We start from the raw sequence: 13,665 nt of genomic DNA on the forward strand, positions 1-13,665 counted from the left end.
GCCGGTGATGGTGCCGGACTTGTCCCCGCTGCTGGTGCCGGTGATGGTGCCGGACTTGTCCCCGCTGCTGGTGCCGGTGATGGTGCCGGACTTGTCCCCGCTGCTGGTGCCGGACTTGTCCCCGCTGCTGGTGCCGGACTTGTCCCCGGTGATGCTGTCGGACTCGTTGTTGTCCCCTCAATGGTGAAGGGATTGTCGTCTACGCGGGGTATTTGAGCTGTAGTGAACCGAGATTCATCTAGCGAGTTCGATCGAACATCAATCAACACCGCCAAAAATTCCCCAGTTCGCCTGTCCCTAATAATCGTGTTGCTAGAATTCGAGCCTTGGCCCTGGAAAATTTCTAACTCTGTAAAGTTCAGACCTCCAGCCAGACCGATCGAATCTCCGGCATTAAAATCTCTAATTACATCAGCATCGCCGATTTCGCGGCCGCCAGTAGTGAGAAACCCGTTGCCAGCCGACGTACCCACCCTACCGAGAACAAAGATATCCGATCCGTCGCCTCCTGTCAGAGTATCAGACCCGCGATCGCCCGAAAGAATATCATCCCCAGCATCTCCAGACAAAGAATCATTGCCGTCGCCCCCGAAGATCAGGTCATCACCCTCGCCGCCATCACCAGTATCGTTACCAACACCGCCGGTGATAACATCCCCGCCCTCGGAGCCCAACAAAATATCATTGCCCGCAGCGCCGATCAGGCAGTCATTACCCGTGTCGCCAAAAACAGTGTCACTGCCCTTGTCGCCAAAAATCAGGTCGTCCTCGCCACCACCGCGCAGACAGTCATTGCCTTTACCGCCGTATAGCGAGTCGTTGCCTTCAGAACCCAAGACAAGATCGTTGCCCTGGTCGCCAAAAGCTAGGTCATCGCCTTGGTCGCCAGAAACCAAGTCATCGCCTTTGCCGCCCCGCGCCGTGTCATTACCGCGACCGCCCTCAACGATATCTTTAGCAGCGCCGCCGTTGAGAGAATCGTTACCGTCTTCGCCCCTTAGTAGATCGTCTCCGTCCCGACTCAGAAGCGTGTCATCGCCGCCTGCCCCGGCAATCGTGTCATTGAATAAGCTGCCGATTAAATAGTTACTGCCGTCATTTGCGACAACTAAGCCATCGACAAAAAGTGGCTGTGGGGGAGGGGTTGGAACTGTCAGAGTTGGCCGCGGCACCGGGGTGATCGAAATGTCCGGGCCCGTCCCCGTCATCCCTGTGGAAGTCCCCGTCATCCCTGTGGAAGTCCCCGTCATCCCTGTGGAAGTCCCCGTCATCCCTGTCGAAGTCCCCGTCATCCCTGTCGAAGTCCCCGTCATCCCTGTGGAAGTCCCCGTCATCCCTGTCGAAGTCCCCGTCATCATCGGCTCCGTTCCCGACGACGGCGTAGGCTGCGGCACCGTACCGCTATCCAAACTATCCCCGTTCTCATCGGGTAGCCGCCCTTCGAGAAAAATTAGTGGTACTGCACTTGGCATTGTTCCGACTCCTTGCGACGCTACTCAAAAACTACTAAATAAACTTAAAGTCAGATGCAGTAATGACGGTGCTGAGCGCTCCCGGCACTGTAGGAATAGAATTCAACACTCCCAAATCGAAAGCTGGGAGACTGTCATCTGCCACATTCGGGTCAAAGCCGAGAACGTACTTGTTAAAAGTATTGTTCAGGTACACGAAGAAAGCTCCCGTTTTGCTCGAACCCTTTTGATTCTTCAACACTGCATTTACTGCTTGAGCGTTGTCAAATTTAGATTCAAACAAAATGACTGATTGCTTGCTGATGTCGTCGCCGCTAGACCCGATATTCCTGACGATAAAACTGGTGAAATCGAGAGTAGTTCCTGAGTTGGTTAAACCTGCGAAATTTGACGACCTGAACAAAAATCTGTCGGTCTCGCTGCCGTTAGCGTTAAAGTCAGCAATCACGTCCACACCTTCGCTGGGAGTTTCGTAGTAGAAGAAATCATTGCCAGCATCGCCCGTGAGCAAGTCAGAACCGGCACCGCCACCCAAAATGTCATTGCCTGCACCGCCGGAAAGCGAGTCGTTGTCATCGCCGCCCAATACCAAGTCATTGCCGAAGGCGCCGCTGAGACAGTCGCTGCCGGCACCGCCGTCGAGAGTGTCGTCGCCCGCTTGGCCGTCGAGGGAATCGGTGCCGGCCTCGCCCAACACGTAGTCATTGCCCGAACCTCCGAGTCCCGTGTCGTTGCCTCCTCCACCCAAAATCGTGTCATCGCTGTCCGCGCCCAAGATGGAGTCGTTATTGATACCCCCGTCGAGCAAGTTTCTGCCCAGTCCACCATCGAGGATGTCGTCGCCTGCACCCCCGTCGAGGGAGTCATCGCCAATGCCACCAAGTAAGGTGTCGATCCCAGCGCCACCAAGTATCGAGTCGTCGCCGGATTCTCCCAACATCGAGTCATTGCCTGTTCCGCCGTCAATGGTGTCGTTGTTGTCACCGCCCAAGAGGTTGTCATTGTCATTGCCGCCGAACATCAGGTCGTTGCCCAGTCCGCCGATCAGCGAGTCTATGCCGTCTTGGCCGTCAACGGTGTCGTTGCCCAGTCCGCCGTCGAGGATGTCATTGCCGATCGCACCCACCACCGAGTCGTTGCCTGCTTCACCGAATTGGATGTCGTTGCCGCCATTACCATCGATCAGGTCGTTGCCGTCGCCCCCAGATAGGGTATCGTCGCCGGCCCCGCCGAGGATGAAGTCGCTGAGGTTGCTGCCTGTAAAGCTGCTGGCCGGGAGTGCGCTGCGATCGACAATATTATCTACCACCGTGATGCTGAAGGATGCCGGCCCGATAGTTGCAGAGCCGTCGGAGGCTGTAAACGTGAAAGTGTCGCTCCCACCTGCTGCCAGCAAGTTGTATTTGACGATGTTGTTGTTGATATCGTCTTGCGTGAATTTGCCGCCGACGTTGAGAAAGGTGCTACCCCTTTGGACAAAACCTCTGGTAGCATCGGGGGCTTTAGTAATCGTGTAAACGATTTCCAAGGGGCTGTTGTCGGGATCTGTGATTAACAAATCGGCGGCAGTGATTGTCTGGATAGGATTACTTTTGGCAACCACCACACCGTCGTTAATTATTAGCTGCGGCGGGCTACTGACGTTGATGGTTACTACCGCCTTACTTGTGGCGCCGCTGCCGTCTGCGATCGAGTAGCTGAAGCTGTCAGTACCCAAGAAGCCGGGATTCGGGGTGTATTTGAATACGCCACCGCCCACGGGGCTCAGGCTCCCCTTGGCTGTTGGAGTAAAAGTCGTGACAGTCAGAGCGCTTTGTTCCTCGTCAGTGTCGTTCAACAGAACGTTGAAACTGAGTTCTTGACCCGCAACCGTGGTGAAGTTGTCGTTAACTGCTCTTGGAGGTTGGTTAAAGATGGGCGTCGGGAACGTCGGCGTCGGACTTCCTGTCGGCGTCGGACTTCCTGTCGGCGTCGGACTTCCTGTTGTCGGCGTCGGGAACGTCGGCACCGGCTCTGTCGGCGTTGGTGTCGGCGTCGGTGTCGGACTTCCTGTCGGCGTCGGCGTCGGCGTCGGTGTCGGACTTCCTGTCGGTGTCGGTGTCGGCGTCGGTGTCGGACTTCCTGTCGGTGTCGGTAGGGGAAGCGGAGTGGCGCTGCCGGGAACTGTGGGGGCAATTACAAATGAGCTTCGCCCTAGGGTTCTGCTGTCTACTCCGGGTAATACTGCTAGAAAGTCGCCGCTGACGCCGTTGCGAATAATCGTACTGCCGGCTTTGGTCTCAGTGCTTTGGAAGATTACCAAATCTTCAAACTTGAGGTCGCCGGTTAACCCGATTAAATCTTCGCCTTGGCGAAAGTCTGTGAAAATGTCGGCATCGGCGATGTCGGGGCCGCCTGTGGTGATAAATGCCGCGTTAGTGCCGTCGCTGCTGCCGCTGGGGGAACTGAAGGCACCGATGACGAAGACATCTCTGCCTTCGCCTCCTGCCATTATGTCTTTGCCTGCTTCGCCCCAAAGAACGTCATTGCCAGCACCGCCGTCCACGATGTCATCACCGTCGCCGCCGAATACGATGTCGTCGCCGTCGCCGGAAAAAAATGTGTCCCCGCCGGCGTTTCCGTATAGCCAGTCGCCTCCTTCGTTGCCAAATAGCAAGTCTTCGCCCTCGCCACCGAAGAGCGAGTCGTTGCCTTGGTCGCCCCACACGATGTCGTCGCCTCTATCGCCCAAAAAGCTATCGTCGCCAGAACCGCCACGCAAGCTGTCGCTGCCTTTGCCACCGTAAGCCGTGTCTCTGCCTTCGCCTCCGATTACCGTGTCGTTGGCGTCATTGCCATACAGCAGGTCAGGGTTATTTGCCCCGTCGAGGCAGTCGTTGCCTTTGCCTCCGTACAGGGTATCGAGTCCTGAACCGCCGTCGAGAACGTCGTTGCCCTCATTGCCGAACAGCACGTCGTCATCGTCGTTGCCAAATAGTAAATCGTCGCCTCCGACTCCTTGCAAGGTGTCGTTGCCTTGCAGCCCGGAAATCACGTCTGGGCCGGGACTGCCAGCTAAGGAGTCGTTGCTTTCTGTGCCGCGGACTACGCCGCCGATGACTGCAGGCGAGGTACCTTGGCCTCCGCCCACTGTGTCATCTATGCCACCAAAGGTGTCGTCCCCGGAGGGAGGTGGTGTTGGTGTCGGAGTCGGAGTCGGAGTTGGTGTTGGCGTCTCTGGTGTTGGCGTCTCTGGTGTTGGCGTCTCTGGTGTTGGCGTCTCTGGTTCTGGTTCTGGTGTTGGTGTTGGAGGTGGTATAATTACTAATGGCACTGCACTTGGCATTATTTTGGCTCCTTTAAACGACGATCCCGATTTACTTTAAGAACTGATTAGTATCAGTTTGTTGCCACAAATCTGGCTTAAAATTGATTAATAACCCCATTATTTCTAACATACTAAATCAAAACTGCAACGGCTATAGATATTTTTTAAGCGGGGCATCTTTTGATCTAAAAATATTAATGATTGCACGTTTTGATGCCTAGGTTGGGTATACTTTAATATCGCGCCATTTCGATAGAACCTAGAAGTCGGGCTTGGAATCAGCCCGGTGTATTTATCCAGAATCAGAAAAAATAAAAATCTTCGCCGTCATAATTTTTTCTTTCCGAATGTCGAATGCTGAATACAGATGTGCCTCTTGCCTGCTGAAGCGAATGTTATGCTGACTGCTGACAAGAAACAGAGCTGTTAATTAGGGGCAGAAGCGGCCCGGTTTGTTCTTGTCCACTGACGGATAGTTCGCTGTGGCAAAGGTAAAGCAGGGAACAGCGACTTAACAAATCTAGCAGAATTCGCCGCAGTCGCTGTTGGTCGGCCGCCGTTTCCTCTTCGGTTTCCCAGGGACGCCCCAGTTGCGATCGCAAAAATAAGGGAGCGCCAAACAATGTCGCCGCACCGCCGCTCAGCCACAGGGGCGAGCCAGCATCCAGCCAAAAGTGCCATTTGTGGGCGCGGCGGCTGCTGCGGTACTGGAAGATGTTGGCGAGGGTGACGGCTCTGGCTGCTGGGCCTTCGGGACGCACTGGAAAGGGGTTGGCGGTGACGGTTCCTTGGCGCAACAAATGGATGAACCGGGCGATGGTTTCTGAGTCGCCGCCGTTTGTTGGTTCTACGCGCTGCATTCGCCCGTTGATTTCCCAGTAGTGGGTGGCGGTTTCCATTAACTCGCGCAGGGCTGCTAGCCGATCGTAGGGGAGGTATCTGTCGTTCATGAGAAATTTCTGGATGGCTCGATCGAGCAGGGCAATTGGGCTCGGCAACAGCCGCTCCTGCTGTTGCGATCGCTGTTGTTCGATCCACTCCACAATCTGCTCGTAGGCCCTGGCTGCTCGGTGTCCCACTCTGTCCCACCGGGGAAAGGCTGTAATTGCCAGCAATTGAGGTCGATCGATATCTGGACAAAAACAGTGATCGGCGATTAAACCTGCTCTCACTTGGTCGATAGATTTTTGATGGTGAATTTGAGATGTTAGATTGAAAGTCGAGTTAGAATCTTCTGTTTCCAATGAACGGTGTTTCTGGCTGCCCAACACTACCAGCATTTCGGCTGCGCCGTCTCGATCGACTAAACGGCCGAGTCCCGGATAAACTAAGGCTAACAAAGTGAGTAAAGCTCGAATCTCTGGGGTAGTCGAGAGGGGACGCTGATCGTTGAGAGATACGGCGGCGATACCATCTCGCGCGAGAATTTCTGTTAAACTGTAACGGGCGATCGCATCCATCCCAGGGGCAATTACGGCGATTTCCTGCGGTTCCACGGCTTGTGACTTCACCGCATCGACGATGATTTCGGCGGTTTCTCGCAGCAGTTGAGCGCGGGAAGTGGTTTGGAGCGATCGAACTTTACCGGGCAAACTCAAGCCTAAAGGATAAAAACCCTCAGAATTAACTGCTAAACTTACCGCTAACTCTCCAATCTCTGCGGCTAAACCCGCTTTTGCGTCCAAATTTTCCACACTTTGACAGCGGCTTTCGAGTCGGGCTAGGTATTCCGTGTCAGCTCCCAAGCCCAAACGCACTCCTCCCTCTGGATTGTAGGAGAAAGCCCCCGCTGCACCTTGGTCTAGCATTCGATCGAACAAATGGCGACTTATCGCCGGATAATCGTCAACATCGTCTGCGATCACAGCTTGATATCTAGAGGCCAAATGCTGCTGGTAACTGACATCCGGCAACAAATAGCGCCAGTAGAGTTCGCAAACAATCCCGTAAGTCAGGAGCCCCCGCGTCAAGCACCATTCCCGCCACCTTTCCAGCAACTCTCCCATGCTAGTCCACAGGTTTGTCGAGCCGCCGTCAGCCGCAAATCCCTGTTCCAGAATGCTGGGAATCTCTTCTCTCGGTGTACCGCTGACAGCAGCAAGTTGTAATAAGTCTAGTGTTCGACGCACCATTCGGTTTGGACTTACCCCTGTTTTTTGCAAAATGCCTTCGTCTAGTTCGCGACGCCAGAGTCTCGCGGCAAGTTCCAGTTCTGTTTCAGGTTGCAGCCGTAGGGGAAATTGAGCTCTCACATCCAGCGACTGAACTAGCAGGGGCCAAAATAACAATACTTCCTGCTCAAAAAAACCGAAGGGCGTTGTGGAGTGAAAGGTATATTTTCCTTCGGTAGCAACGGCGATGCGATCGGCCAATTCTAGCCGGTTGTCTCCGTTAGCTGCTAAGACTAAAATTGCTGGGGCAGTTTGTCCAGCCCGGCGTCGCCCCGAACTCGATCGCCCTGAAACTGTTGCAGGCTGAGGCTTGACAGTTTTACTCCAAATGCAGAACTGCTCGACTAAACGAGTGGTTTTGCCGCTGCGGGCAGATCCGACAATCCAAATTGAATCTTCGGTGGCAGTTCTCAATTTATGTAAATTTGTTACCATACCGTGAATACTTTAATCACTAATGTCTACAGCCAACTAACCAGCTTTAGCTATGAATACTTCTCCGTGGAACAGGATTGTAAAATATCTCTACAGCCTTCACCAATGGTATCGAGAAACCCCTGAGAGGGCTCTAGAACAGGCCTACGATGCAGCCTTAGCAATTAAGGCGATCGAAGACGAGCATTTTGGCGGTCAAGGAATCTCTGAGCGATCGGGAGATTACGGACAAAGCACCCTGTCTTACTTTAAATCCGAACTGCAAAAATACCTCAAGGTTATCCAAACCCGAATGGTTGAGTTTAATGCTAGCCGTTCTTTTTTGGAACTGCCGGAGCGAGTGGGGGCCAAACCGAAAACGGGGCACAGCGCGGATCATCACCAGCACGGATTACATCTCAACAATAAAGATAGAGCCTCCCTTATATTTGAGAAGCTAGAGTTTATTGATGGAGTCATCGACAAGTATATTAATAATAGTAGATCGACGGCAATTGTTCCGGTTGTCAGTTCAGTAAATGTGCAGCCAAAATCTACAAAAAATAGCAGCTCTCCACCTGATCAAAATAAAGGTTCAGTTAATTCTGTTAAAATTCACGATGGTGAGGTTGATACTAACTATGAAGAAGTGAATTTATTACCGCGATCGCTTCTGGGAACTTTGAATCGAATTACTAAAGATTTAGACCCGGAAGCGGAAAAAGAAGTAGTTAAGAATTTTCGCAATTCCAAAGTCAAAACAATTATTTCTCTGAGATTTATTTTGCTTTTGATTTTAGTTCCGCTGTTGACGAATCAAATTTCCAAAAACTTTCTAGTCGGCCCGGTAGTTGACCATTTTAGGGGCAAAGAAAATGCTCCACTTTTCATAAATGTTAACCTGGAAGAAGAAGCATTCCAAGAACTGGAGAGATTTGAGCAACACCTCAAATTTGAAAGGTTAATAGGCATTGCTCCGTCGCTTTCTTTAGAGGAAACGGAAAAGAAGATTGCCGAGAAAGCAGTTGAGCTAGCGGAGGAATACCGCGCTGAAAGTGGTGGAGCTATTAAAAATATTTTTGCCGATTTGATTTCCTGCATAGCCTTTGCCGCGATTATCGTCACTAACAAGAAAGAGATTGAGATTTTAAAGTCTTTCATGGACGATGTGATTTACGGCCTCAGCGACAGTGCGAAAGCTTTCGTAATTATTTTGTTTACGGATGTGTTTGTCGGATTCCACTCGCCTCATGGTTGGGAAGTAATTCTCGAAGGTTTATCGAGGCATTTGGGACTGCCAGAAAATAGGCAGTTCATATTTTTGTTCATTGCAACGTTTCCAGTGATCTTGGATACGGTATTTAAGTATTGGATATTCCGCTATTTAAACCGGAGTTCGCCTTCGGCTGTTGCTACGTACAAGAATATGAACGAGTAATCAGGGGCGAAGGAAGTTCGGCAACGGATTTTGTAACGGATGTAACGGATGTCAGGAAGAAGGAAGTTCGGCAACGGATTTTGTAACGGATGTAGCGGATGTAACGGATGTCAGGAAGAAGGAAGAACGAAGAACGAAGAAGGAAGGAAGAAGAAAAAAAGATGTAATAATAGCAATGGTTTCAGGCATTGATAACGTCCTCATTAGGGCGCCCACTGCACAGATAGTGGCTTACCCATAGCGCATAAAACCATTTATTTTTTGCGTCAGGAGTGGTTTAATTAAGTTGATCTACTTAAGCTGTTAGGACTCTAAATTTTATTGTTGGGCGGGTTCTCGCGCGCGCCAGACAATAATTGTATCAAACTTGACACTCATCAAGGCTCCGCTCAGGAAGCGTAAAATTTAGATGCGCCTTGGTCGATCGAAAAAAAATGCGATCGCCCGCAGAATTTCTCGAAAGAAATCAAAAGGGCGATCGCATTCCCAGAACCAATTACCAATGACCTAATTCCAACGCTTCTTACGCTGTCGCTGGCTTGCCACCGCCTCCACCAGTCCCAGGCCGAGAAAATTACTCAGCAGCGACGCATTCCCGTAACTTAGGAAAGGCAGCGGAATGCCCGTAACCGGAGCCAAGCCAATGTTCATCCCAATATTTACAAACACCTGAAAAATCAACATTGAGAGTACGCCGATCGCTAGCAAAGAACCAAAATTATCGTTAGCAGTTTGAGCGATCGTTACCAACCGGAAACAAATTATCCAGAACACCAACAACACGCCAATACAGCCAATAAAACCCAATTCTTCGCCAATAGCTGAAAAAATAAAGTCCGTATGCTGTTCGGGAATAAAGTTAAGCTGAGTTTGCGTTCCCTGAAACAAACCCCGGCCCTTCAGTTCCCCGGCCCCAATAGCAATCCGAGATTGAATCAAGTGATATCCGCTGCCTAAAGGATCTTTCTCTGGGTTTAAAAACCCTGTCAGACGCATTTTTTGATAATCTTTGAGCACATTCCAAAAAATATGTCCGAGGTGTCCAGAAACAACGTTCACCAACACAGCACCGAAAGTCCCCAACCAGGGCCAAGGCAGGGTTCGCCAAGCGATAATACCTGCAACAACTACCCAGGCTACCCAAATCGGTGTAGACAGGTTATTGAGGAGAACTGAGATGAGAGGAGAGAATAGCAATATTAGCCAGCCGGGATTGACATTACCCCAGTAAAACATCCCCATTGTGATCGCGCCGAACACCAAGGAAGTACCTAAATTTGGTTCGGCAAAGATCAATCCCCAGGGTACAGCCATAATCGCCAGCATCCTCAACATATTACCCACCGTGGGGACAGTCTTGTCGTGTAGGAGAGCTGCTAAAGTGATAATCATGCCTACTTTGGCAAATTCTGACGGTTGCAGGTAAAAGCCGCCGATGTTGATCCACCGCTGGGCACCAAGCCCTGTAGTACCGATAAAACGCACTGCGATCAGGGACAAATTGATTAATATGTAAATCGGCCATTTCCACTCAAGCAGTATTTGGTAGCGACAGCGGGAAATGATGATGGCGAGGAACAAACCGACTGCCCCAGTTACCCAGTGCCGCCACCAGTCGATCAGCCCCTGGTTGATTTCGACGCTGCGGATCATGACTCCCCCGAAGATGGTGAGGGCGATGCAAGCGCCAAACAGCCAAGGGTCTGCTTCTTCCCAGGGTTTGAAGATTGATTTCCAGCGGTTTCTGACTTGTATTCTCTGCAACATGAGGATTTTAGATTTTAGATTTTAGATTTTAGATTATCGAGCCGATTTTCGGAAGTTGTGGATATATTTCGGATTCACAGCCTGCACGTTACTTTAGAAGCGTCGGTGTAAGTATGTAACTTTATTCGGCGAGTTTTAGGGAGGTTCCGGGCCGTCCGCAACGGGCATTGAGTGCGCGGACACACTAATCTGTAAGGTGCGCCAGACCGCGCACCTTACGCGGATTTAGCCCGATCGCCGCGATCGGCAAGTCCGAAAATAGTCAGGCCGGTTCGTAAAGGTACTCGAAGCCGTTCCCATCTGGATCTCTGCCGTAGAAGGATGCAGTACCGTCGCGGTGTTCGTGGATGTGGGTGACGGAAACACCATCGGCTTTGAGTTGTTCGTAGGCGGATTCCATTTCGGTACGATCGTCAAATACAAACCCAAAATGCGGCCCTGCTTGGTCGTAACTCGGACTCAACAGCGCCAATCCGTCCTCTCCTGCTTTCAAATAAGCCCAGTCTGCATCTTTCCAAACTAACTCCATGCCCAAGTTTAGGTAGAACTCAGCAGACTTCTCTATGTCTTGCACGCAGACGGCTACGTGTCCCAATCGTTTTAGTTTCATCTCTACAAAGTTTATGGTTGTTCTTTCGTTTATTGTATCTATTTTCTGATTTTTTGCTCGATTAATTAGGTATTATTTCTAATTTTTTTTTGCGCGGCTAACTGTACTTTTTCTACTTGTTTGCTGGCGTCCATTTCGCTGAACAGTTGAATGGCGCGGTCAAAATTTTCTTGGGTTTTCTCGATGTTACCAAGTTTTTGTTCTGTTAATGCTAGTTGAGATCAAGCTTCGGCTCGGTCTAATTTAGCGCTGGCTCGATCGAGTATTTCTATTGCTTCTGCATGGTGCTGCAGGGCTTGGTCAAATTCTCCCGGTTCTCGGTACAGCGCTGCTATACCGCTGAGAGATTTGGCTTTGATGGTGCTGTACTGGTTTTGGTCGGCTTGGGCGATCGCTTGGCGGTACAAGCTCAAAGCTTTCTCTGTGTCTCCCAGATTTTTGTAGGTGGCGGCGAGAAACACTAACTTGTATCCCGTACCCACCAACTGACTGTTTTCCCGATCGGCATAAAGTTTTTCGGCGAGCTCTTCCGCCTCTTTTTTTCTCCGACACAGGAGTTGAGGAAAGCTAACCCGACATTGATCGAATAGCTATTACTCCCGATTTCGGCCCGCGAAGTTTTCAGCTTGACAAATATCTCCATAGCTGATTCTAATTCGCGCATTTCTATTTGACAAAAACCTATATTAATTGCAGCGTTAACTTTCCCAAATTCCAGATTTGCTTGTTTGCTGTTTTCATTTTCGCTGTTTTTAGCTATAATTTGCCAAGATTTAGTGGCTTTAATTTATGATATTTAATGGCATTATATGGCTTGATTGATCTCGTTTAAGCTCCGATAATAAATGCCTAAAATACTGTATAAACCGCTCAAATAATAATCAGAAGTGACACGGTTGAGTGTGGAGAATAAGTTGACAGAAAAGCTTCTGACATCCGCACAAATCAAGTCGAGTTTATATTCAGGAGCAAGCAGCTATGTCTATTAACGATGTTGAAACAGCGATCGGGGATGAACAAATTCGCCCTCAAGAATGCGGCCGCGTTCGTTTTCAAAACAGTTGGTGGCCGGCGAAGTGCGATCGTCTTTGAGGGCTTCGCTAACGAGAAATAACTTTGCAACCCGGTGAAGTTGTTCGTGTCGTGAGACTTGACAACATTACTCTGATAGTTGAAGCGTAGTTGGGAAACAATCTGGAGGTGGGGAGTTATCGGAGGCTAGAAAAAATAAATTTGCGATCGCGTTTCTATTTGGATACATTTCTCTTCAAAAGGGCGATCGTACTTCTGGCCTCTGTTAATTTCCAGATTCTAGAGTTTGACCTCAACCATAACTCGCCGCTGACAGTCGCCAGTCCGCCAGACCGCCAGGGAATGAATTCCCTGTCTAATAGCTAAAGTCCTCGCTATGAGGACTAATGAGTTTTTCAGTCCTCATAGCGAGGACTTTAGCTTTGAGGCAGGGGTTTCAACCCTTGCCGGACTGCGGGTTTAACCTAGTTGTTGACACGAAGAAGGACACGGCATTGCCGTGTCCCTAATTACGCAAAGCCGATGTGTCATGCTTAGTGAAACGAAGCATCAAGCGAGATGCTTCGCCCAAATGCCTAAGTCCTATTTTTGATAACGAACTAGAAGATGCCAGAGAAAAATATCCGGGTCGTCATGATCTATCATCTCTTTAAACATGGAAACAAAAGGCTCATAGTCCAAAAACTGCATCTCCAAACTGAGTTGTTTTAATCCCGCTTCTTTAAAGATGCGATTTAACCGCAAGGGAGTGTAATAAATTTGGGCCTCTTGCCACTCAGCATCCCAAACTTTATTGCCGTAGACATCGATAAATCCCTCTGTAACACAGTGAGCGTGTTTGCGACTAAAATAGGCAATTTCTAAGAAGCATAATGTGGTTGGGAAATATCCGTATATCTTGCCACCAGGCTTGAGAACTTTACCAAATTCCCGTATCATCTCGCGGTTGGTTTTATCCTCACTGGAAACCACGGAATTTGCGAGGAGGACGTAATCAAATTTCTCGTTCCACTCCGGTTTTTGTTCGGTGATTCGCGTGGAGTCTACTTGCTCAAACACGATTTGCTGATTGTTGAGTCGGGAATCTCCATCTGCTGTTTTCCAGTGTGCTTGTGCTTTTTCAATCGCTGTTTTGGAAAAATCGGTACAGTAGATTTGTCCAATTTGGGGGCAAAATTCTAGTAAGGTTTTCTGAAGATAAATTTCCGAGCCACAACCGGGAATTAGGACTTTGATGTCAGGCGAGTTGGGAATATCATAGCCGGGAGAACGCTCTGGACGGATTAAGTTTTTGCAGATTTTGGGGTCTTGGGTGAGGCTGAAAGCGGTGTTGGTATAATCTTCGTGGCTTTTATCCCAGAGAGCTTTCTCTTCTTCAAGAGATTTCGAGCCAAGGTTATGAGAAGAGGGGATTAGCCATTTGTAATCATTTGTGCTGGTCATAATTTTTAACT

10 protein-coding genes are annotated in these 13,665 nt (G+C 50.0%); 2 read left to right on the forward strand and 8 right to left on the reverse strand.

Features of this window, described 5'->3' with window-relative positions; genetic code table 11:
- The 3 genes from QUB08_RS14565 to QUB08_RS14575 all read right to left on the reverse strand — a co-directional run.
- Positions 1-1,472, reverse strand: a 1,472-nt coding sequence (locus tag QUB08_RS14565) for a calcium-binding protein (protein WP_333225365.1), incomplete at its 3' end; no start/stop codon positions are given.
- 34 nt (positions 1,473-1,506) lie between these two features.
- The gene (locus tag QUB08_RS14570; RefSeq protein ID WP_333225366.1) at positions 1,507-4,797 is read right to left on the reverse strand and encodes an Ig-like domain-containing protein; all 3,291 of its coding nucleotides are present in this window, start codon (positions 4,795-4,797) and stop codon (positions 1,507-1,509) included.
- Between the two features lie 377 nt (positions 4,798-5,174).
- A complete protein-coding gene (locus QUB08_RS14575; RefSeq protein ID WP_333225368.1) occupies positions 5,175-7,385 on the reverse strand; it encodes a recombinase family protein in 2,211 nt (736 codons plus the stop codon).
- Between the two features lie 52 nt (positions 7,386-7,437).
- On the opposite strand from QUB08_RS14575, the gene QUB08_RS14580 reads away from it, so the two are divergent.
- Positions 7,438-8,802: a proton extrusion protein PcxA gene (locus QUB08_RS14580; protein WP_333225370.1), complete on the forward strand. Its 1,365-nt coding sequence runs from the start codon at positions 7,438-7,440 to the stop codon at positions 8,800-8,802.
- A gap of 507 nt (positions 8,803-9,309) precedes the next feature.
- Here QUB08_RS14580 and rodA read toward each other — a convergent pair.
- The 4 genes from rodA to QUB08_RS14600 all read right to left on the reverse strand — a co-directional run bounded on the left by rodA (position 9,310) and on the right by QUB08_RS14600 (position 11,843).
- A complete protein-coding gene (rodA, locus tag QUB08_RS14585; protein WP_333225371.1) occupies positions 9,310-10,569 on the reverse strand; it encodes a rod shape-determining protein RodA in 1,260 nt (419 codons plus the stop codon).
- A 262-nt stretch (positions 10,570-10,831) separates the two neighbouring features.
- Complete coding sequence (locus QUB08_RS14590; protein ID WP_333044084.1) at positions 10,832-11,179, reverse strand: VOC family protein; 348 nt, start codon at positions 11,177-11,179, stop codon at positions 10,832-10,834.
- A gap of 221 nt (positions 11,180-11,400) precedes the next feature.
- Positions 11,401-11,661: a tetratricopeptide repeat protein gene (locus QUB08_RS14595; RefSeq protein WP_333225427.1), complete on the reverse strand. Its 261-nt coding sequence runs from the start codon at positions 11,659-11,661 to the stop codon at positions 11,401-11,403.
- Complete coding sequence (locus QUB08_RS14600; RefSeq protein WP_333225372.1) at positions 11,640-11,843, reverse strand: hypothetical protein; 204 nt, start codon at positions 11,841-11,843, stop codon at positions 11,640-11,642. The genes QUB08_RS14595 and QUB08_RS14600 overlap by 22 nt, the downstream gene beginning before the upstream one ends.
- A 518-nt stretch (positions 11,844-12,361) precedes the next feature.
- Between QUB08_RS14600 and QUB08_RS14605 the strand changes: the two genes are divergently transcribed.
- Complete coding sequence (locus QUB08_RS14605; protein WP_333225373.1) at positions 12,362-12,577, forward strand: hypothetical protein; 216 nt, start codon at positions 12,362-12,364, stop codon at positions 12,575-12,577.
- Positions 12,578-12,793: 216 nt separating this feature from the next.
- On the opposite strand, the gene QUB08_RS14610 is transcribed toward QUB08_RS14605, so the two are convergent.
- Positions 12,794-13,654, reverse strand: coding sequence for a class I SAM-dependent methyltransferase (locus QUB08_RS14610; protein WP_333225375.1), 861 nt, complete (start codon positions 13,652-13,654; stop codon positions 12,794-12,796).
- Positions 13,655-13,665: the final 11 nt, after the last annotated feature.

This window comes from Microcoleus sp. BR0-C5 (genome assembly GCF_036705045.1).
Taxonomy (GTDB): Bacteria; Cyanobacteriota; Cyanobacteriia; order Cyanobacteriales; family Microcoleaceae; genus Microcoleus.

What these genes read in the sequence shown, in the direction of transcription:
- QUB08_RS14600 (WP_333225372.1), bottom strand. Translation starts at nt 11,843, where the DNA reads ATGCGCGAATTAGAATCAGCTATGGAGATATTTGTCAAGCTGAAAACT.
- QUB08_RS14575 (WP_333225368.1), bottom strand. Translation starts at nt 7,385, where the DNA reads ATGGTAACAAATTTACATAAATTGAGAACTGCCACCGAAGATTCAATT.
- QUB08_RS14570 (WP_333225366.1), bottom strand. Translation starts at nt 4,797, where the DNA reads ATGCCAAGTGCAGTGCCATTAGTAATTATACCACCTCCAACACCAACA.
- QUB08_RS14580 (WP_333225370.1), top strand. Translation starts at nt 7,438, where the DNA reads ATGAATACTTCTCCGTGGAACAGGATTGTAAAATATCTCTACAGCCTT.
- rodA (WP_333225371.1), bottom strand. Translation starts at nt 10,569, where the DNA reads ATGTTGCAGAGAATACAAGTCAGAAACCGCTGGAAATCAATCTTCAAA.
- QUB08_RS14590 (WP_333044084.1), bottom strand. Translation starts at nt 11,179, where the DNA reads ATGAAACTAAAACGATTGGGACACGTAGCCGTCTGCGTGCAAGACATA.
- QUB08_RS14610 (WP_333225375.1), bottom strand. Translation starts at nt 13,654, where the DNA reads ATGACCAGCACAAATGATTACAAATGGCTAATCCCCTCTTCTCATAAC.